This is a genomic window from Burkholderia sp. AU6039 (genome assembly GCF_002223365.1).
GTDB lineage: Bacteria > Pseudomonadota > Gammaproteobacteria > Burkholderiales > Burkholderiaceae > Burkholderia.
Genome location: NZ_NKFK01000005.1, coordinates 414,690 through 433,981, shown reverse-complemented (window position 1 = coordinate 433,981; position 19,292 = coordinate 414,690). Strand labels below are relative to the sequence as shown.

18 protein-coding genes and 1 riboswitch are annotated in these 19,292 nt (G+C 62.8%); of the genes, 9 read left to right on the top strand and 9 right to left on the bottom strand.

Annotated features, from left to right (window positions below):
- Positions 1-100 precede the first annotated feature (100 nt).
- Together CFB39_RS19745 and CFB39_RS19740 are read left to right on the top strand one after the other, a co-directional pair.
- The gene (locus CFB39_RS19745; protein ID WP_089475607.1) at positions 101-1,153 is read left to right on the top strand and encodes an RNA-guided endonuclease TnpB family protein; all 1,053 of its coding nucleotides are present in this window, start codon (positions 101-103) and stop codon (positions 1,151-1,153) included.
- Between the two features lie 116 nt (positions 1,154-1,269).
- Positions 1,270-2,373 carry a LacI family DNA-binding transcriptional regulator gene (locus CFB39_RS19740; protein ID WP_089474110.1) on the top strand — a complete coding sequence of 368 codons (1,104 nt, stop codon included), beginning with the start codon at positions 1,270-1,272 and terminating at the stop codon, positions 2,371-2,373.
- Between the two features lie 86 nt (positions 2,374-2,459).
- Here CFB39_RS19740 and CFB39_RS19735 read toward each other — a convergent pair whose 3' ends face one another.
- On the bottom strand, positions 2,460-3,752 hold the full coding sequence (locus tag CFB39_RS19735; protein WP_069252842.1) for an MFS transporter: 1,293 nt from the start codon (positions 3,750-3,752) through the stop codon (positions 2,460-2,462).
- Positions 3,753-4,074: 322 nt separating this feature from the next.
- On the opposite strand from CFB39_RS19735, the gene CFB39_RS19730 reads away from it, so the two are divergent.
- Positions 4,075-5,553, top strand: coding sequence for a bifunctional transcriptional activator/DNA repair enzyme AdaA (locus tag CFB39_RS19730; protein WP_089474109.1), 1,479 nt, complete (start codon positions 4,075-4,077; stop codon positions 5,551-5,553).
- A complete protein-coding gene (locus tag CFB39_RS19725) occupies positions 5,550-6,083 on the top strand; it encodes a methylated-DNA--[protein]-cysteine S-methyltransferase (protein ID WP_089474108.1) in 534 nt (177 codons plus the stop codon). The genes CFB39_RS19730 and CFB39_RS19725 overlap by 4 nt, the downstream gene beginning before the upstream one ends.
- Before the next feature lie 19 nt (positions 6,084-6,102).
- On the opposite strand, the gene CFB39_RS19720 is transcribed toward CFB39_RS19725, so the two are convergent.
- Positions 6,103-6,921, bottom strand: a complete 819-nt coding sequence (locus CFB39_RS19720; protein WP_089474107.1) for a helix-turn-helix domain-containing protein — start codon at positions 6,919-6,921, stop codon at positions 6,103-6,105.
- A gap of 77 nt (positions 6,922-6,998) precedes the next feature.
- On the opposite strand from CFB39_RS19720, the gene panB reads away from it, so the two are divergent.
- Complete coding sequence (gene panB / locus CFB39_RS19715; RefSeq protein ID WP_089474106.1) at positions 6,999-7,856, top strand: 3-methyl-2-oxobutanoate hydroxymethyltransferase; 858 nt, start codon at positions 6,999-7,001, stop codon at positions 7,854-7,856.
- Positions 7,857-7,915: 59 nt separating this feature from the next.
- Here panB and CFB39_RS19710 read toward each other — a convergent pair whose 3' ends face one another.
- Positions 7,916-8,407 (bottom strand): Lrp/AsnC family transcriptional regulator, encoded by a 492-nt coding sequence (locus CFB39_RS19710; protein ID WP_021160045.1) that lies wholly within the window; start codon positions 8,405-8,407, stop codon positions 7,916-7,918.
- A 156-nt stretch (positions 8,408-8,563) separates the two neighbouring features.
- On the opposite strand from CFB39_RS19710, the gene glmS reads away from it, so the two are divergent.
- Positions 8,564-10,393: a glutamine--fructose-6-phosphate transaminase (isomerizing) gene (gene glmS, locus CFB39_RS19705; protein ID WP_089474105.1), complete on the top strand. Its 1,830-nt coding sequence runs from the start codon at positions 8,564-8,566 to the stop codon at positions 10,391-10,393.
- Between the two features lie 618 nt (positions 10,394-11,011).
- On the opposite strand, the gene CFB39_RS19695 is transcribed toward glmS, so the two are convergent.
- A complete protein-coding gene (locus CFB39_RS19695) occupies positions 11,012-11,824 on the bottom strand; it encodes a hypothetical protein (protein ID WP_089474103.1) in 813 nt (270 codons plus the stop codon).
- A gap of 253 nt (positions 11,825-12,077) precedes the next feature.
- On the opposite strand from CFB39_RS19695, the gene CFB39_RS39515 reads away from it, so the two are divergent.
- Both CFB39_RS39515 and CFB39_RS19690 read left to right on the top strand, forming a co-directional pair.
- Positions 12,078-12,395, top strand: a complete 318-nt coding sequence (locus tag CFB39_RS39515) for a hypothetical protein (RefSeq protein WP_144030284.1) — start codon at positions 12,078-12,080, stop codon at positions 12,393-12,395.
- The gene (locus CFB39_RS19690) at positions 12,382-13,644 is read left to right on the top strand and encodes a hypothetical protein (protein WP_089474102.1); all 1,263 of its coding nucleotides are present in this window, start codon (positions 12,382-12,384) and stop codon (positions 13,642-13,644) included. Before CFB39_RS39515 ends, CFB39_RS19690 begins: the two co-directional genes overlap by 14 nt.
- Positions 13,645-14,174: 530 nt before the next feature.
- Here the strand turns inward: CFB39_RS19690 and CFB39_RS40280 are convergent.
- From CFB39_RS40280 to CFB39_RS19660, 4 genes are all read right to left on the bottom strand, one after another.
- The gene (locus tag CFB39_RS40280) at positions 14,175-14,561 is read right to left on the bottom strand and encodes a hypothetical protein (RefSeq protein ID WP_179257710.1); all 387 of its coding nucleotides are present in this window, start codon (positions 14,559-14,561) and stop codon (positions 14,175-14,177) included.
- Positions 14,562-14,603: 42 nt separating this feature from the next.
- Positions 14,604-14,707, bottom strand: a riboswitch (SAM-I-IV-variant riboswitch).
- Positions 14,708-14,958: 251 nt separating this feature from the next.
- A complete protein-coding gene (locus CFB39_RS39510; protein WP_144030283.1) occupies positions 14,959-16,047 on the bottom strand; it encodes a hypothetical protein in 1,089 nt (362 codons plus the stop codon).
- A gap of 210 nt (positions 16,048-16,257) precedes the next feature.
- On the bottom strand, positions 16,258-16,680 hold the full coding sequence (locus tag CFB39_RS19665; RefSeq protein WP_089474098.1) for a hypothetical protein: 423 nt from the start codon (positions 16,678-16,680) through the stop codon (positions 16,258-16,260).
- 13 nt (positions 16,681-16,693) lie between these two features.
- Positions 16,694-16,873: a hypothetical protein gene (locus CFB39_RS19660; protein ID WP_089428376.1), complete on the bottom strand. Its 180-nt coding sequence runs from the start codon at positions 16,871-16,873 to the stop codon at positions 16,694-16,696.
- A 226-nt stretch (positions 16,874-17,099) separates the two neighbouring features.
- Between CFB39_RS19660 and CFB39_RS19655 the strand changes: the two genes are divergently transcribed.
- Positions 17,100-18,302 carry a YafY family protein gene (locus tag CFB39_RS19655; protein WP_306426928.1) on the top strand — a complete coding sequence of 401 codons (1,203 nt, stop codon included), beginning with the start codon at positions 17,100-17,102 and terminating at the stop codon, positions 18,300-18,302.
- A 93-nt stretch (positions 18,303-18,395) separates the two neighbouring features.
- Here CFB39_RS19655 and CFB39_RS19650 read toward each other — a convergent pair whose 3' ends face one another.
- The gene (locus CFB39_RS19650; RefSeq protein WP_089474096.1) at positions 18,396-19,286 is read right to left on the bottom strand and encodes a hypothetical protein; all 891 of its coding nucleotides are present in this window, start codon (positions 19,284-19,286) and stop codon (positions 18,396-18,398) included.
- Positions 19,287-19,292: the final 6 nt, after the last annotated feature.

Genomic DNA, 19,292 nt, shown 5'->3' with positions numbered 1-19,292 from the left:
TCCGCTCTTTTCCTCAAGGAAACTTCCTTGGGGACACGGGGCGGAGAGTGAAAGGAGTGCGCTTGACAGGCAGCTTCTTCCACGGGTTAGGATGGCCGGCATGATCCTTGTCTACCGTTACCGGGTGAAATCGCTCAACGGACTGCTTAACAAGCAGAGCCGTGCGGTGAACTACGTCTGGAACTTCTGCAACGACACGCAGAAGCACGCGCTCAAGTGGAACAAGAAGTGGCCCACGGGTTTTGATCTGAACGTGCTGACCACCGGCAGCAGCAAGGAGCTCGGCGTTCACTCCGGCACGGTCAACGCGACGTGTGAGCAATACGCGAAGTCGCGCAGTCAGCACCGTCGGCCCTACCTGCGCTATCGCGGCAGGAAATCGCTTGGCTGGGTGCCGCTGAAGGGCCGTGACCTGAAGCGGGAAGGCAACGCATTTCGCTTCGCCGGCAACAGCTTTCGCGTGTTCAATAGTCGGCCGCTTCCAGAAGGCAAGATCAAGGATGGGACCAATTTTGCGCAGGATGCGCGCGGCAACTGGTTCTTGAATATCGTGATCGAGATGCCCGAAGTTCAGGCCCGCCCAATCCGTTCCGGTGTCGGCATCGATCTCGGCCTGAAAGACTTCGCCACACTTTCGACCGGCGAGAAGCTGCCTAACGATCGATTCGGTCGACGAGCGGCGGAAAAGCTGGCGAAAGCGCAACGGGCGAGAAAGCACAAGCGGCATATCGCGAAGCTGCACGCCAAGGTCGCGAATGCCCGTGCCGATTTCCAGCACAAGCTTGCGCTCGATCTGGTGCGGCGCTTCGATTACATCGCGGTCGGCAACGTGTCGGCTGTCAAACTCGCCAGAACCAGGATGGCGAAGAGCGTCTACGACGCATCCTGGTCGTCCTTCCGAAACAAGCTCCGCTACAAAGCGATCGCGCACGGAGCCACGTTCGAGGAAGTCGACGAAAGCGGTTCTACCCAGTCCTGTTCGGCGTGCGGGTCGAAAGACAGCACGACGCGGCCGAAAGGTATCGCGGGGCTGCGAATAAGAGAGTGGGCCTGCAGTGACTGCGGTGTCGTGCATGATCGAGATACCAACGCTGCGTTGAACATTCTCCGATGCGGACGTGCATCGCCAGGTGTGGGAATCCTCCGCCTTTAGGCAGGCGGAGGAGGACGTCAATGAATCTCCTTGAATCTGACCTGGGCGCCGAGCTGGTATTTGACCAGAATCGGAAAACGTTTTCCAACTATACGCGGGCGCACCGCCGAACGTCAATGGTCGAACCCGCTCGCAGCCATCCGCACTTTCCCGATATCGGCGCGTGGCCGCGCGCGCCCTTTTTCTGCCACAATCCGGCCTTACGGAACGAAAACGTTACCCTTCGAATGAAAAAAGTTTCCCCGACGATCCGCGACGTAGCGGCGGAAGCCGGCGTGTCGGTCGCGACGGTATCGAAGTACGTGAACGGCACGCAGCGCTTCTCGCCGACCGTCGAGGCCCGGCTCAAGGAGGCGATCGAGCGGCTCGGCTACCGTTCGAACCCGCTCGCGCGCTCGATGATCACCGGCCGCACGCGCACGATCGGCCTCGTGATCCTCGACATCAGCAACCCGCACTTCACGAACGTGGTGAAAGGCGCGAACCGCGTCGCGCTGCAGCACGACTACACGCTGCTGCTCGTCGATACCGAGGAGAGCCAGGCACGCGAACGCTCGCTGATCGAGGCGCTCGCGCAGCGCGTCGACGGGCTGATCGTCAGCACGCGGATGCCGGATAACGAAGCCGGCTGGATGCTCGATCTCAACAAGCCGCTCGTACTGCTGCGTCGCAGCCCCGGTCTGCCGATTCCGAGCGTCGGCATCGACAACCGGCTGTCAACCTACATGCTCGCGCGCCACCTGCTCAATCTCGGCCATACGCGCATCGCGTATCTCGGCTTCGGCACCGCACGCGTGAACGACGAACGGATCCAGGGCGCGCGCGACTGTCTCGCGGAAGCCGGGCTCACGCTCGACGTGCACGATGCGCATGCGCCGACTGCCGAGGCCGGCGAGCGTGCGTGTTCACGCGTGATGCTCGGGCCGCAGCGCCCGCAGGCCGTGATCTGCTACAACGACCTGATCGCGCTCGGCTTCATGAAGGAGGCCACGTCGCTTGGCTTCCGGTTGCCGCAGGACGTGTCGGTCGCCGGCATCGACAACGTGCCGTACGGCGAATACGCGGCGCCCGCGCTGACCACCGTCGACATCCAGAGCGAGAACATGGGCGAGCTCGCGATGCAGAAGCTGATCGACGCGCTCGCGGGCCGCACCGATGCGAGCTATTCGACGTTCGAGCCGCGGCTGATCATGCGCGCGTCGACGGCCGCGGTCGGCTGAGTTTCCTGTTTCGCGCCTGCAAAAGAAAACGCGCCGCCCAAGGGCGGCGCGTTCGTTTGCGGTCACGCGGTCACGCGGTCACGCACTCATGCGTCGAGCTGCGCAGGCTTCATCTTCGGCGTGAGCATGTGCATCACGCCCAACGCGATCAGGTAGGCCGACGCGCCGATCGCGAACAGCACCCAGTAGTGGCCCGTGCGCTGCAGCACCTGGCCGATCACTTCCGAGAACAGCACGCCGCCGATCGAACCGGCCATCCCGCCGATGCCGACCACCGATGCCACCGCGCGGCGCGGGAACAGGTCGGACGCCGTCGTGAACAGGTTCGCCGACCAGCCCTGATGCGCGGCGGCGGCGAGGCCGACGATCAGCACCGCGGCCCACAGGCTCTGCACCTGCGACACGAACGCGATCGGCAGCACGCAGCATGCGCAGATCAGCATCGCCGTCTTGCGCGCGCCGTTCACGCTCCAGCCCGCGCGCAGCAGCATCGACGACAGCCAGCCGCCGCCGATGCTGCCGACCGTCGTCAGCGCATAGATGCAGACGAGCGGCAGGCCGATGTGCTGCATGTCCATCCCGCGCGATTCGTTGAGCCACTTCGGCAGCCAGAACAGGTAGAACCACCACACCGGGTCGGTCAGGAACTTGCCGATCAGGAACGCCCACGTCTCGCGCTTGCGGATCAGTTCGCCCCAGCGCGGCGCGCCGGCATTCGCATTCGCCGCGTCGAGCGCTTCCGCTTCGTCGCGCGGCTCGTCGTATTCGGCGGCGAGCGCGCGCGTATCGGCCTGGCGATAGAGCACGAGCCACACCGCGAGCCACACGATGCCGATCGCGCCGACGATCACGAACGCCGCGCGCCAGCCGTAGGCCACCGCGATCGCCGGGATGATCGCCGGTGCGAACACCGCGCCGATGTTCGCGCCCGAGTTGAAGATGCCGGTGGCGAGCGCGCGTTCGCGGCGCGGGAACCATTCGGCCGTCGTCTTGATCGCGGCCGGGAAGTTGCCGCCCTCGCCGATCCCGAGCAGCGCGCGCACGAACGCGAAGCCCATCACCGAGCCGACCGCCGCGTGCAGCATCGCGGCGATGCTCCACACCAGCATCGCCAGCGCGTACGAAATGCGCGTGCCGAGCCGGTCGACGATGCGCCCGAAGCCGAGCAGGCCCAGCGCATAGAACGCGGAAAACGCCATCACGATGCGGCCGTACTGCACCTGGCTCCAGCCGATGTCGTGCTGGAGCATCGGCGCGAGCAGGCCGAGGATCTGCCGATCCATGTAGTTGATGACGGTCGCGAAAAACAGCAGCGCACAGACGGTCCAGCGGTAGCGGCTGGCGGCAGCGCGCACGGCACCGACGACGGCAGATTGCATGAATGTCTCCGATGCGCGGTCGCGCCCGTCGCGCCGCACGATGTTCGTTGACCGGCGACCGGCGCCGGGGCGGACGGCGGCGCGCCTGTCGCGCACGGCCGATTCCGTCGATCAATCTGGAAAACGTTTTTCAAAGAATAGGACGTGCGCCCATGCCCTGTCAGTCGGGGATTTCGATGAGTCATCTCAAATTAGTCAACCGCAAAAGAGACGACTGTTTCACTACATGGCATTAACCGTTTTTCCCCGATTTTCCTGACCGGCGTGCGCGAGGGCGGCCACCGAGACACATGTCCGATTCCAGCCAGAATCGGCGGGCGGGATGGTTTACAGTCGTCTCATGCGCCTCGATCCCGATACCTGCTACGACGCCCTGCTTTCGCGGAACCGCCGCTTCGACGGCTGGTTCTTCGTCGGCGTCGCGACGACGGGCGTGTATTGCCGCCCCGTCTGCCCGGTGAAGCCGCCGAAAGCGCAGAACTGCAGCTACTACCCGAGCGCCGCAGCCGCCGAGAAAGCCGGCTTTCGACCCTGCATGCGCTGCCGCCCCGAGCTCGCGCCCGGCCACGGGCTGCTCGACCTGTCCGGCACGCTCGCCGACGCGGCCGCCACGCTGATCGAGGACGGTTTCCTGAACGCGCATTCCGTCGATGCGCTCGCACGGCGTGTCGGCGTGACCGAACGCCACCTGCGCCGGATCTTCGGCGCGCAGTTCGGTGTGTCGCCGGTTGAGTTCGCGCAGACGCACAGGTTGCTGATGGCCAAGCGGTTGCTGACCGATACCGCGCTGCCGGTGGCCGTCGTGGCGTCCACGGCCGGGTTCGGCAGCGTGCGGCGCTTCAACGACCTGTTCCTGCAGCGTTACGGCCTCAATCCGCTCCGGCTGCGCAAAGGGGCCCGCGCATCGGCCGATGGCGACATGACGTTCCCGCTGCCGTATCGCCCGCCGTTCGCGTGGGACGACCTGATGCGCTTTCTCGCGCAGCGGCAGATCGACGGTGCCGAGCGGATCGATGCGCAGGGGTATGCGCGTGTCGTTGAATTGCCGAACCCGAACGTCAACGGCGGTAGCGGGCGTATTGCCGGCTGGCTGTCCGTCGCGCATGTGCCGCAGCGCTTCGCGCTGGCCGTCACCGTGTCGCCCTCGCTGACGCCGGTCGTACCGGCCGTGCTCGCGCGCGTGCGGCGGCTGTTCGATCTCGACAGCCGCCCCGACGTGATCGACGCGCATCTCGGCGAACTCGCGAGCGGCTCGCCGGGCCTGCGTGTCCCCGGTGCGTTCGACGGCATCGAGATCGCGATCCGTGCGATTGCAGGCGAACGGCTTGCGGCGACGCCTGCGGGCGCGCCGGTGCTGGCGCGCCTCGCCGAACGTTTCGGCACATCGATCGAAGGCGCGCCGCCGGGCCTCATGCACGCGCTGCCCTCCGCCGCGACGCTGGCCGCCCTGCCGCCTTCCGCGCTTGAAACGATCGGCATCGCGCGCGAACCCGCACGGGCGATCGTGTCGCTCGCCCGCGCCGTCGACGACGGCACGCTCTCGCTCGAACCGATGGCGCCGCTCGACATGACGCTTGACGCATTGCGCGCGCTGCCCGGCTTCGACGAGCACGCGGTGCAGTACGTCGCGATGCGCGCGATGGCCTGGCCGAATGCGTTCCCGGCCGACGATGCGTGGCTGCCCGCGCGCACCGAACGCACCCGTGTGCCATCATCCGCGCCGCATGCGGCGCGCTGGGCGCCGTGGCGCGCGTATGCCGCACTGCACGTGTGGCGCCTTCATGGAGATGTGTCGCGATGACTCCCGCTCACCTGATTCCGAGCCCGCTGGGCGACATCGCCGTGCGCATCGAGGACGATGCGCTGACGGGCCTCTACTTCGTCGGCCAGAAATACTTCCCGCCGGTTGCGATCGTGAACGAGGCAGACGCGCTCGCGATGTCGCCGCTTGCGCGCAAGGTCGCGGAAGAAGTCGCCGAGTACTTCACCGGCATGCGCGAGACATTCTCCGTGCCGATTCACCTGCGAGGCACCGCGTTTCAACGACGGGTATGGAAGGAACTGCTCGCGATTCCGTTCGGCGAACTCGTGACGTACGGCGACATCACCGAGCGCGTCGGGTTGCCGATGAGCGGCGCGCGCGCCGTGGGCGGTGCGGTCGGCCGGAACCCGGTGTCGATCATGGTGCCGTGCCATCGCGTGGTTGGCGCGTCGGGCAGCCTGACCGGTTATGCGGGCGGCATCGATCGCAAGCGCGCGCTGCTGTCGCTCGAAGGCGCGGGGTTCGAGCGCGGCGCCCACCATCTGGTGCAGCAGGCGCTCGCGTTCTGAGAGGACGTGTGCGGCCGCGTCACGCGTTCAGCGCGGGCCGGCGCGCTTCACGCTTCGCATACGCGCCGGGCGTCAGCTGGAATTTCGCCTGGAACAGCGCGATGAACGACGACGTCGAGTCGTAGCCCAGTTGCGCGGCCACCGTGCCGATCGGCTCGCCCGCATCGAGCAGCGGCAGCGCCGCCAGCAGCCGCACCGCCTGCCGCCATTCGGTAAACGACAGCCCCGTGTCCTGCCGGAAGAGGCGCGACAGCGTGCGTCGCGTCGCGCCGACCTGATGCCCCCATTCGTCGAGATTGCGCGTATCGCCCGGATCCGCATGCAACGCACGCGCGATTTTCAGCAGACGCGGATCGCGCGGCAGCGGCACCGTCAGCGGCGCCTGCCGCATGCGTGCGATCCGGTCCGCGATCAGGCAGACGAGCGCACCGTCCGGCCCCGTCTCGTCGTAGTTCACCGGCAATTCCGCCGTGGCGAGCACCAGCTCGCGCAGCAGCGGCGTCATGCAGAGGATCGCGCAATCGTCGTGCACGTCGTCACGCGCGATCGCCGCGTCGAGATACAGGCTGTGGAACGCGACGCAATCGCGCGTCGACACCGCATGCGGCACGTGCGGCGGAATCCACATCGCATAGTGCGGCGGCAGCAGGTGCCGGCCCGACGGCGTCGATACCTCGAGCACGCCGCTCGTCGCATACATCAACTGTGCCCACGGATGACTGTGCGCGTCGATGCTCACGTTGCCGGGAATCCCGAACGCACGCACATACAGCGGCCTCGGCAGGCACGCCATCCGCGGCACCGCGTAAGGGTCACCCGATTGTCCCGCCAGCACCATAAGACGTCCTCCCAAGGTCATTGCACGAACGAGCGCGATGCTACCGTGGCGGCTCTTCTTTCACACGGCTTCCGTTCATGAGCGCTCATACCCGCACCACCCGCAAGACCGTCACCGCGATCCGTTCGACCAAGGGCATCGGCCGCCTCGTGTCGCTGACCGCGTATTCCGCGCCGATGGCGAAGCTCGTCGACGAGGTGGCCGACGTGATCATCGTCGGCGACTCCGTCGGCATGGTGCTGTACGGGATGCCCGATACGCTGCGCGTCACGCTCGACATGATGATTGCACACGGTGCGGCCGTCGTGCGCGGCGCCGCGCAGGCATGTGTCGTCGTCGACCTGCCGTTCTCGACGTACCAGGAATCGCCCGCGCAGGCGTATCGCTCCGCCGCGCGCCTGCTCGCCGAAACCGGCGCGCAGGGCGTGAAGCTCGAAGGCGGCAGCGAGATGGGCGACACGATCCGCTTCCTGACCGAACGCGGTATCCCGGTGATGGCGCACGTCGGCCTCATGCCGCAGCAAGCCAACGCGACGGGCGGCTTCCGCGCGCAGGGGATGGACCCGCGCTCGGCCGCGCAGGTGTTCGATGCCGCGTGTTCGGCGGAACGGGCCGGCGCGTTCTGTGTCGTCATCGAAGGGACGGCAGAAGCGCTCGCGCGCCATATCACCGACACGCTGACGATCCCGACGATCGGCATCGGCGCATCGCCCGCATGCGACGGACAGGTGCTCGTGACCGAGGACATGATCGGCGCATTCGATGCGTACACGCCGCGCTTCGTGAAGCGCTATGCCGATGCGAATGCGGTGATGCGCGATGCGATGCGTCAGTACGCGCATGACGTGCGGCAGCGTGTGTTTCCGGAACCAGCGCATTGCTTTGGGTATGGCAAGCCGCTGCAACTGGTGGGCGCGGATGATGCTGCTGCGTGATGACGTGATGACATCGCGCAGGCATTCGTGAACGCATCGCGGATGATCGCGCGATCACCTCACGCGCGCTTGCGCATCGCGTGCGTGACCCGAGCGTTCGCTTCGAACTTCGCGCGATGCGTCGAGAAGAACGTCCGCACGTTGCGGACGTTCGATGCGCCGGTGAACAGCCGTCGCGCGAATTCGTCGTATTCGGCGACGTCGGCCAGATCGGCCACCACCACGAAATCCGGCCCCGGCGACACGCGATAGCACTGCGTGACGGCCGGCTCCGCGCATACGTACGCTTCGAACGCGTCGTAGTCTTCGGCCGTCTGCCGGTCGAGGCTGATCTCGATCAGCGCGGTGACGGCCGTGCCGATCGCCACCGGGTCGAGCACCGCGACCTGCCGACGAATCACGCCGGCTTCCGTCAGCCGGCGCACGCGGCGCATGCAGGTGGGCGGCGACGACAGCGCCCGCTCGGCCAGTTGCAGGTTCGACACCGACGCGTCGTCCTGCAGGATCGCGAGGATGCGCAGGTCGAGATCGTCGAGGGTGATGCCGGCCATCGGCGGCTCCTTCCGGTCAGGGCGTGAAATTTAATTTCAACATGATAGACGATCTGCCATTCATTTCATTTGCTATTGTATTTTGAAATTTAATTCCATTTGGCTGGCCCTACCATCGCTCTCACTGATCCAGACAGGACATTTACGGAGCGCGATATGTGTGGAATTGTCGGGGCGGTCGCCCAGCGGGACATCCTGCCGAACCTGGTCGACGGCCTGAAGCGGCTCGAATACCGCGGCTACGATTCGTGCGGCGTCGTGGTGTACCGCGACCGGGCGCTGGCGCGCGCCCGCAGCGTCGATCGTGTGGCCAACCTGCAGCGCGAGATCGCCGAGCATGCGCTGTCGGGTTACACCGGCATCGCGCATACGCGCTGGGCTACGCACGGCGCGCCCGTCACGCTCAATGCGCATCCGCACTTCTCGCCGAGCGACGCCAATGCGCGCATCGCGCTGTCGCACAACGGGATCATCGAGAACTGCGATCAACTGCGTGCGGAACTGCAGGCGCACGGCTACGTGTTCGCGAGCCAGACCGACAGCGAAGCGATCGCGCACTTGATCGATCATCTGTACGACGGCGACCTGTTCGATGCGGTGCGGCGTGCTGTTGCGCGACTGCGCGGCAGTTATGCAATCGCGGTGATGTGCCGCGACGAGCCGCACCGGATCGTCGGCGCGCGTGATGGCATGCCGCTCGTGGTTGGCGTCGGCGAAGGCGAGAATTTTCTGGCGTCGGATGCGATTGCGCTGTCGGGGATTACCGATCGCATCGCTTACCTCGAGAACGGTGACGTTGCCGATATCCAGTTGCATCGCTACTGGATCGTCGATGCGGCCGGCCAGCGTGTCGAGCGCGCGGTGCAGCGAGTCGCCGCGCATAGCGGGGCGGCCGATCTCGGGTCGTATCGCTACTACATGCAGAAGGAGATTTTCGAGCAACCGCAGGCGGTGGCCGATACGTTGCTCGATGTGTCTTCGATCATGCCGGAGTTGTTTGGTGATGGTGCTTGGCGGGTTTTCAACGACGTCGATTCGGTGTTGTTGCTCGCGTGTGGCGGTAGTTATCACGCGGCGCTCACGGCGAAGTACTGGATCGAGAGCATCGCGAAGCTGCCGGCCAGCGTGGAAATTGCCAGCGAGTTTCGGTATCGCGATAGTGTGCCGAATCCGCGAACGCTCGTTGTCGCGGTGTCGCAGAGTGGTGAGACGGCTGATGTGCTCGGGGCGGTGCATGTCGCGAAGCGCAGCGGGATGATGCATACGCTCGCGATCTGCAATGTCGCCACGAGCGCGTTGATGCGGGAATGTGCGCTGCAGTTTGTCACGCGTGCAGGCGTTGAAATCGGCGTGGCTTCGACGAAGGCTTTTACGACGCAGCTCGTTGCGTTGTTTCTGCTGACGTTGTCGCTTGCGCAGGTGCGTGGGCGGTTGAGCGACGACGAGGAGAAGGAGCATCTGCGTGCGCTAAGACATCTGCCGGATGCGCTGTCGAAAGTGCTCGCGCTCGAACCGCAAATCATGGCCTGGTCGGAGCTGCTCGCACGACGCGACAACATGCTGTTTCTCGGGCGGGGGATGCATTATCCGATCGCGCTGGAAGGCGCGCTGAAGATGAAGGAGATTTCGTATATTCATGCGGAGGCTTATCCGGCGGGGGAGCTTAAGCATGGGCCGTTGGCGTTGGTGAGTAACGAAATGCCGGTGATTGCGGTCGCGCCGAACGACATGCTGCTTGAGAAGCTACGCTCGAACATGCATGAGGTCAGTGCGCGGAATGGACGGCTCTTTGTGTTCGCGGATGTGGACTGTGGACTCGTGCCGAGTGAAGGGATCGAGGTGATTCGGCTCAACGAATACTACGGGCCGCTGTCGCCGATTCTGCATACGGTGCCGATGCAATTGCTTGCGTATCACGCCGCGCTCGCGCGAGGGACGGATATTGATAAGCCGAGGAATCTGGCGAAGTCGGTGACGGTGGAGTGAGGGTGGACCTATCCGGGGCCTAAGGGCCCTGAGTCTCCCAGTACATACCTCCGGCATATTTCACAGCCTCGGATTTCGTCAGACAGAACTCCTCGAACACGGTAGACGAGTCGATAGCCTGACGAGCAGCATTGTCCGAGAGGGGCAGGTAGTTGAGCATTAGCCGTAGATATCTGTTTTTTGCAAAATAAACGGCCAATCTTTATAAATCAATAGCTTACGATGATTCCAAGAGGTGTTCTGGCCGCTTGGCCACTGAGAAACTTCGGAAAGCTCACCGGGGGTCCCCGTCCGCGCTAGACGGAACGTTCGAACGGTTGAACTAGCACGTCGCTGTACAGAAAAACAGGCTGTATGCACGACACGTACATCCCGCATCGCCTTATGTGACAAGGGCCTCGCGGTGCCGCACTTTCCACAAAAAGTACAGAAAATCCAGGGCCTGACCGGTGTGGGCCGATGGCCTCATGCAATCGGTATCGACAGATCACCCGCTCCGGCGTCACGCCCACATCGCTGGAAAAGCGCCGCTGCAGCGTGCGCACGCTCAACCCCGCACGCTCGAAACGTTCCGTTGCGGCGCCCCGTTACCGACCAAAGCCTCGCACACGCAACCCGCTATTTCGACAGACTCAGCTTCTTCAACAACACCGCACCACTCGCCCGGCTCACGAGCGAAATGGATTCGACATCGAGGTACAACCTCGAAGTTCTCGTCGTGATGTCGGTCGGCTCGTCGTTGTTCGGCTCGGCGTGCTCGATATGTTCGGTCAGGTACGGCCGGACCAGGCGCCCGGAAAGAGCCAACACGAATCCGCCCTGCGCTTGCGCGTACGCAGCGGGTGACAGCCTCACGCTGCCGCGCACGGTGGACTTCCCGCCTTTTCCGGGATCGAGCTCGATGATGTCGATCTGCTGGATATAGCCTTTTGCCTTCGCCTCGGGTGCGATCACGAGCCCTTGCCCTCGCGGCCCGGTAATGACCTTTCTGAGCAGGATGCCGGTCCGGCCTTCGCCGTCGGCGTCGACCAGGTCGACGTTCACCTTCAACAGATGCTTCTGCGACTGATATCGCAGCCCGTACGAAACCGGCACCAAGAAGGTGACCTCACGATCCAGGTTGACCGCGGCCAGGTCGGCGTTCTGGCCGTGCTTGTCGGCCACGCCGGGGATCAGGCCGCGGACGCGATCGCTCAGGGACGGGGACGCGCTTTTGACGTGCAGCTTCTCCAGTGCTTCCCGAATCGCAACCGGATCGTCGCCGACGATCGGCCGCGTAAGCGACGTGTTGGCCGAAACGGCAGGCGCGACGCTCGCCGTTTCGTTGACATGGTCGGCCGCTGCACTCGCCGCGACCGGGACCAGCATGATCGCCACGGCGACGACGCACGCGACATTCCGACGGCCCAACATGGATCTCCGGTGAAACACGACACACTCCTGATTTTCTGGCGAATCGGTCGACGATGAGATCGGCAGGATCAAACGATCGGTAACGCTCCAACCGTTCGTATTCACCGATCGCCTGCGCGACCCATCATAGGTTCATTGTCAGTTCGGCGGCAGGCCGGTGCGCCACACTATCGTATTGCCCAGACTACAACAATCCCCGACACGCGAGCAGCAGCGCGACGGGCGGGGGCAGTGACATTCAGTTGCCCGTCGCCGACCCACCCCGCACGAAATGATGCTCCACCTTCGTGCGCAGTACGCCATCGAGCGCGGCCAGCCGCTCGCGCAGTCGAACCGCTTGCCCTTCCGTCATTTCCCCGAGAACGATCTTTTGCTCGAGAACGTCACCACAGCGGGTGATGGCCCAACGGTCGCATCAAGCTCGTACCCGGTGTTTTATCGGGGACATTCCCGCCTTGTACACCACGTTGTTTCCCGTCATTGCGATTTCTTAACCAAAATCGCCAATTTCCATGCTCTTGGTATTCAAAACATAGATAATCTATTGCGTACCATATTAGAAGACAGGAACACGTATGGCATTGTTTGAAATCGCTGGCGATGGCTTGAAACCTATTCCTTTAAACACCTTCGGAAACTTGGGGTTATACGAAAGAGCCGATATTCAACGCGCCGTCCGAGCACATATCGAGGCCATCACTCCTGGTGTTCGGACCAAAGTCCTCGCTGAAGAATTTGGTGATTGGGCTGGCGCAAATCGCCGAATCGATTTGTTGTGCGTGGACGAAAACGCAAATCTGGTCGTGGTTGAGCTGAAGCGTGACGACGGCGCCCATATGGATCTTCAGGCCTTGCGGTACGCCGCGATGATCTCGACGATGCGCTTCGATCAAGCAGTGGCTGCTCACCGAAAGTACCTGACTGACAACGACTCCAGCGAAGACCCCGAGCAAGCGATTCGCGAATTCCTGGAAGTGGATGAAGGTCCAGTCGTATTCACGGATAAGGTGCGTATCGTGCTGGCGTCGGCCAACTTCTCCTCCGAACTGACGACCGCTGTCCTCTGGCTGAACAAACAGGGCAATCTGGACATCCGGTGTGTCCAGATGCGCCCCCATGCCGTTGACTCTCGCGTCTTGCTGGACATCCAACAAGTCATACCGCTTCCGCAGACTGCTCAATACACGGTTGCTCTGCGCGAAAAGTCTATTGAACAAGACAGCGTGCGGGTCACGAACCGGGACACGACCCGATACGATTTGACCATCGGAGACGCGTTTTATCCCAATCTTCCAAAGCGCCGACTGATACTTGCGCTAGTGCGCGAGGCCATCAAGCAAGGGCGTTCACCTGATCAAATCTGTGAAGCAATCACCTGGCGAAAGCGCGACCTCTTCATATCAACACCGGGCCACGCGGATGAAGCCGCGTTCCAAGCATTGTTTCCAGAAAAGAAGCTTCGATATTTCTTCGGACCCGACGAGATGTTCTTCATCGACGGGACGACCTATGTTTTGTCTCGGGCTTGGGCCGACCGCACACTCGAGGCCGCTGAGAAAATCAGGCAGCTTTTGCGGAATCCCGGAGAGGTTTCCTGGGAACCTGCGTCTTCTGCAGGAGGAGAAGAGGAGGAAGCAGTGTATGACGGATACGTAGTCAGACGGCTGGGGAGCGGCGCCATTGAACTCGAGCGGGATGGTCGACCCGTGTCCCCAGCGAGGCCCGTGCTTCAAAAACTGGCGCAAAAGCTAGACATCTCGACACTACATGAAAGCGGGACCGAGGCGAACACTCAGCAACTCGGCAAGCGAATCATCGCCGCCCTTCAGTCAGCATAATTCCCCGGCAGCGCGCCAGCATGTAACGCTGGATGGCGCGGCCTTGAACGAGTGTTCACCTGGTGCAGAAGCGTGCAGATGTCTTCGTACGAAGATGGCCATTTGCCGCTCCTGCCCCGCGAGGCTATTCAAAGATTCGCGGTAGCTACGCCCTAGGAGTATCGTGGTGTGCTGGTCTCGCTTCTGATGCGCAATCCGACTCATCGGAAGCGGCTACTAGCGCCCTAAACGTGCAATGGAGGTGGCGATGAGCAAAGGGACAGGCGGTAGCCAAGGTGGTGCGCGCAGCAACTCGGGCAGTGCATCGAAGGGCTCCTCCAGTGGGGCCAAATCGACTCAGAGCGGCGGCCGGTCGGGCAGTGGCACTTCCGGTGGAAACTGGCCGAGTACGACCGGGAATCCGTCCGGCGGTGGGCGCGGCAACGCTGCGCCTCGCGGGAGTCGCTGACGCGTGGCTTGCCGAGGCAACATCCCCAACGGTATTGACGGCGACTATCCGACGAGTTTTGAAGATGCGCCTGACGCCCACTTCAACGCAACGGACAACAGGCATTTGTCCGTTGCTTGAGACTGTCGAGAGTATTGTCGGAGGCGGCCGCCCCACCCCGCACGAAATGATGCTCCACCCTCGTGCGCAGTACGCCCTCGAGCGCGGCCAGTCGCTCGCGCAGCCGCACCGCCTGCCCTTCCGTCATTTCCCCGAGAACGATCTTTTGCTCGAGAACGTCACCACAGCGGGTGATGGCCCAACGGTCGACCGTGGCGGTTTCACCTTCGAGCACGGCAGCCGCGGTCGAGACGATGCCCGGATTCCGTCTCGACACGAGATGAACCGTATGCGTCAGCGTGAAACCAGGAAGGAAGTGTGACCAGTCTTCACAGACTGTCGGACAGGAGGCAGAGGTAGCTTGACGCATGGTTGCTCCGGATGAGTGGTTATCGAACCGGTGCCAGCCATGCTGCTCCCGTTTCGTTGCCGTAAATCGGCCGCATCGCCTCAGAGGCGTCCACCTTGCCCGGGAGGGCAGGTTGGCGTCGGAGAATCCGACTCTGGATGCTTGACTTCTCACGTTCGACATTCCGAACGTTGGTTCATTATACCGAAAATCCGATATCAGGCAAGGCGTGCCCGGAGAGCGACATTTTGGCCGGACGGCGCCACCGATCCAGCCCGCGCACCGGTGGCGCCCGTAGACGTTCAAATTGCGGGCGCCCAGCAGACGCTGCGTGAAGGAAATGGTGAGGTAGCAACCTTAATTATTCTCACCGCACGCCGACGTGCGCGGTGAGACGAGTGGGGTCTCCATCAAGTCCTTACGGACAGGCCCGACTTTGGCTATCGCATCGCCACCGGACATCGTAGCCAATCATGAACAGCGCTTTCTCCGCCAGCAGGAATTCGGACTTGCCGACGATCCGGTCGATGCAGTAAGCGCCCAGACGTGCGAATCTCGCCCGCTCGACGTTGGTCAGGCTGTGCAAGTTCGGCAACGTGAGATGCGCGCATGACGCGTCGCGGCGGCGCTTCGATTCCCGGCTTGACGGGAAACGGAACGCATCCGGCAGTGCGTGGGAAACGCGGCGTGCGATGAGGCCAAGCGCCCCCGTGACACGACCGTCGAAAATGAGCACGTCTTGCGTGGGCGCGAACCATCCTGCAGAAAAATCCATTGCCGCGGCCGCAAAGATTTTCGTCGTCCCGGACGTCATCGGAATGCCACCCTCCGAAAACACCGGATCGAGACTCGACGTCGACGTTGCGCGCAGCGCGCGCGTCGCGATGCGAATGCTCGATATCAGGTTTCCCCGTTGCGTTTGTTCGTCGAGCCAGTCGACGCGAGCAGCATGCGGACGGCCGCGAACGCCTCCCCAATCCAGAATCTTCCGGCACACCACATTCGTTGTCACTTCATTTCCGGCGCGCATCGCGCCTTGGAGCGCGGCGCTCAACTGTTCGAACGTCCCAGCGGGATGGTTCGGCCACGAGTAGCGATGTCCGGCCTCCTGCAAACTCGAACACCACCACGTGACCGCGCCGCTGCTCTGACGTCGCCACGGCTCCCAGACGCGCGCCCCCTTCCCCCTGGTAGTGGTTTTGTAGCAGTGGAAATGGCCCGCGTTTCCGCAGTGGCCGGGGCCGCTGCTGGCAGGCTCGTCGACATCGGTGCCGAGCCAAAGTTTTCTGACGGCATCGACGTATGCGGCGGAGAGTTCCGGCCGCGCTTCCTCTTGATTCAAGTCCGGACCATCGACGACTGCAGCCCACTTGTCTCGATACGGCATCAACCCTTCGATCGGCTGCCAGTCGACGATCGCCTCGCTCCGCGCAATGTCGTCGAGGCCCTTATTCGCTTCAGGGCCCTTCCATCGAGATTCGAGTTGCTTCAGTTCTTCCAGATTCACATGCCCCCCGTAAAAACAGCACATGCGTCATTTCAATACCCGTTCACGTGAACACCGGGACCATATTGAAGCGATCGTCGTAGAGAAATGGCGAGCCGATGCAAAATGCCATCGGGCAATGCGGCAGCGCAGAAAAGACAAAGAGCGCACAAGCGCCCTTCACTGTCGACCGCAAGCCCGACTTCGCGTTATCGAAGCAACTGCATCCCGTTAGTCATGAAACGCACTGGATGGGCGGGAACTGCGCAAGCTTTCGATCTGGCTCTCCAGTTCTTCACGCCTGTAATCGTCCTCGGGAAGTTCCTTGAGCTTCAATTCCAGATCGGAAATTTTCCAGTCGACATCGCGAATCTTTTCGTGGCGCTCACGTACCTGCCGGCCATTCTCGGAAAGCTCCTCGGCGCGCGCGATCTGCTCCGACGACATGTTTTCCCGATTCTTATCGAGATGCTCTTCCGCCCGCTTCCCTGCCTGGGAAACCATTCCCGGCACAACCTCGGTCACCGCGAATTTCCCGACGTTGAACAACCCTTTCCCGAGCAGCTTCAAACCGGCAGTAGCACGATCCCCGCCGCTCCGGTAGCTGCCTGTCAGTTCCTTCCAGTCGTCGCCCAGACCAAAGTACTTACCCATGTCGCGTCTCCCGTTACCGGATCTCGATCAAGTTGAATTCGTAACCGCTGGAGAATTTGCTCGAGTGCTGGCTGCGCGCCTTGCCTTCGGCCTGCTTCATGGCCATGAAATCCGATTCGGCCTTGACCATGACGGTATATCGGCTGGCGCTCGAACCTTTGCGCAATTCGTAGGATACGGTGTAGTTCTTCATTTGACTCTCCTTGAATCGAGTGATCAGACACGATGCTTCAATACATAAATAACTATCGACAATCAGCACCGCAACTTTAGTGAGCGGTTCGCAAATTCCCGAACTTTCTGCGTCACAAAGGACCCGCAGACGCTTGCGGCCCTTTCAACCTTCCGCGCAATGCATCGCCCGATCGCAATCCCGACACCAAACTGCCGAACAGTATCGATGTGCATCGGAACAATTTGTGTCCCGATCGTACGTAGAATCCGATTCTTCTTTAGCATCGACGTCATCGCGCGCAATCGCATCGACGGTGCGCGGAGAAATCGACCAAAAAAGCGTGATCGAGGGACCAGTGACAACATCATTAGACGAAGCAATTCTGCGCATCCTGCCGACCCACCGCGATGCGACGGACTGGATTTCCACGTCTGAAGTCCGGCAACAGCTCGAAGAGCGAGGACACCGCACGAAATACCCGAAGAAGGTCTTGCGGGAACTGATGAAGCTGGAGAAGGACAAGGTCGTCATCTCGACCTCTCGTGGACGCGAATTGCTCTGGCAGCGCAAGCCGTGGCTGCAAGGCACGCGCGACAGCCCGAGTCTCATGGGCGCGGCCGAGGCCGTTGCGTTCCACATCCTCCAGCGCTTCGCGGGGACCAAGCTCCCGGCCGCGGTGACCAAGGATCTCGAACCGCTCTTCGCCGCAGCCGACGTACGGCTGTCGCAGGAGAAGGCCGACAGCCGGATCTACCAGGCGTGGCCCGACAAGGTCGATTCGGTCGACGGCAACTTCACCCTCATCCGCCCCAACCTGAGTGAAGAGATCTTCCAGGTCATTGCGACCGCAACGTTCTTCGAGCGCGAAGTGCTCGTCAAGTATCGCCCGGCCGGCAAGCCCGACACGGAAGACCTGAAGCCGAAGATCCTGTGGCCGCTCGCCCTGGTGGAGTCGGCCGGCGTGATGTACATGGTGGCGCAGGATCCGTCATTCGAGCCACGCAAGGACAAGCCGAGAATCCAGTGGCTTCGCAGTCTGTTCCGGCTGGACCGGATCGTGTCGGCGAGCGAATCCGGCAAGACGTTCAACTATCCTGGCGATTTTCATCTGCGCACCTATATCGATGGAGAGCAGGCTTTCAACTTCCTGACCGAGCCGGCCATTCACCTGAGCATCGCGTTCGACGGCAGCGCCGGCAACCATCTCAAGGAAACGCCGATGGCCAGGGACCAGAAGCTGGAAACCCTGCCCGATGGAAGACTGAAAGTGAGCGGCACCGTCATTCCGAGCCTGAAGCTGCGCTGGTGGCTCCGCTCCTTCGGGGCGAATGCGGAAATCCTCGCGCCGGCGTCCCTGCGCGACGAATTCGCACGCGAGTACGAACGGCTTGCCGCACGATACGGCGCAGCCCGAACCACGCAAGCGTGTCCACCGATGACGTCGTGACCCCGACAGAAGGATCGACCGTCAACCGAGGGTCGGCAAAAGCCGCCCTCTCCTTCGTCTAACGCGCGCCGGCACGACCGGCCGAATTCGACGTCAGTACGTTTTGATGCGCTTGATCTTGGGAAGCAAGGGTATCGCGTACGTACCGATATCCGGCACCGGCGGCATCGACGGCATCTTTTCCGACGAAGCCGCCGGGCCGACGACGTCGAGCGCGCCGCCGTTCTGCACCTTGTGGTACGCCTTCTCCCGGATGTAGGCCACCTGGACCACACACGGGACGGAGACGCGATAGGCGGGCCCCGCCAGCGCCACCGCACCGAACACCAGCCCGAGCGGGGCAACGACACTCGCGGCAGCAGCCACGGCGCCGGATGCGAGCATGGTCGACGCCGCGCCGGCTTTGCCCGCGATGGCAAGCCCCCGGCCGAGAACGGTCGCAGCCGTCGACTCGGCGACGAACGCCGCCACCTTCACCCGGATGTCGCCGTGAGCGGGCGCTTCGCGCAACGCGGCGGCAATCTCCGCGCGCCCGAAATCGGCCAGCGCGCCGAGGCCGACATCCGACAGGATGGTTCGGCGCATGTCGCCGGTCATCGCATCGAGCGCATTCAGAAACAGCTTGCGAAGCATCTGCGTCTCGACAGAAAGCGCCGACTCCCAGCTTTCCACATCGATCTTCAGGTGCTTCGCCACGTCGACGACGAGTTCCTGGTACGACACGCCTTCGCCGCCGCGCATGGCATTGGCGATGCTGTTGCCGCCAAACAGGCGGATTTCGCTCGCGATGTCGTTGCGGTCGACGTGCCCGAATACGCCCGATTCGCAACAGGCCGTCAACTGCGCGAGCCGCGTGCCCGACAGCGCACTGCGGCCCTTCCCCTTGTCGGTCAGGTGCTCGGCCAGGATGGCGAGATCGTCGTCGTCCGCCACTTGCAGCAGCGCGCTCAGGCTCCACCATTTCTCAACAAATTCGTAGGTCATGTTCTT

Coding starts and splice junctions, on each gene's coding strand:
- CFB39_RS19735 (WP_069252842.1), bottom strand. CDS start 3,752: ATGCAATCTGCCGTCGTCGGTGCCGTGCGCGCTGCCGCCAGCCGCTAC.
- glmS (WP_089474105.1), top strand. CDS start 8,564: ATGTGTGGAATTGTCGGGGCGGTCGCCCAGCGGGACATCCTGCCGAAC.
- CFB39_RS19650 (WP_089474096.1), bottom strand. CDS start 19,286: ATGACCTACGAATTTGTTGAGAAATGGTGGAGCCTGAGCGCGCTGCTG.
- CFB39_RS19730 (WP_089474109.1), top strand. CDS start 4,075: ATGGTTTACAGTCGTCTCATGCGCCTCGATCCCGATACCTGCTACGAC.
- CFB39_RS19740 (WP_089474110.1), top strand. CDS start 1,270: ATGGTCGAACCCGCTCGCAGCCATCCGCACTTTCCCGATATCGGCGCG.
- CFB39_RS19710 (WP_021160045.1), bottom strand. CDS start 8,407: ATGGCCGGCATCACCCTCGACGATCTCGACCTGCGCATCCTCGCGATC.
- CFB39_RS40280 (WP_179257710.1), bottom strand. CDS start 14,561: ATGCGTCAAGCTACCTCTGCCTCCTGTCCGACAGTCTGTGAAGACTGG.
- CFB39_RS39515 (WP_144030284.1), top strand. CDS start 12,078: ATGATGCTCCACCTTCGTGCGCAGTACGCCATCGAGCGCGGCCAGCCG.
- CFB39_RS19660 (WP_089428376.1), bottom strand. CDS start 16,873: ATGAAGAACTACACCGTATCCTACGAATTGCGCAAAGGTTCGAGCGCC.
- CFB39_RS19720 (WP_089474107.1), bottom strand. CDS start 6,921: ATGGTGCTGGCGGGACAATCGGGTGACCCTTACGCGGTGCCGCGGATG.
- panB (WP_089474106.1), top strand. CDS start 6,999: ATGAGCGCTCATACCCGCACCACCCGCAAGACCGTCACCGCGATCCGT.
- CFB39_RS19690 (WP_089474102.1), top strand. CDS start 12,382: ATGGCATTGTTTGAAATCGCTGGCGATGGCTTGAAACCTATTCCTTTA.
- CFB39_RS19665 (WP_089474098.1), bottom strand. CDS start 16,680: ATGGGTAAGTACTTTGGTCTGGGCGACGACTGGAAGGAACTGACAGGC.
- CFB39_RS19725 (WP_089474108.1), top strand. CDS start 5,550: ATGACTCCCGCTCACCTGATTCCGAGCCCGCTGGGCGACATCGCCGTG.
- CFB39_RS19745 (WP_089475607.1), top strand. CDS start 101: ATGATCCTTGTCTACCGTTACCGGGTGAAATCGCTCAACGGACTGCTT.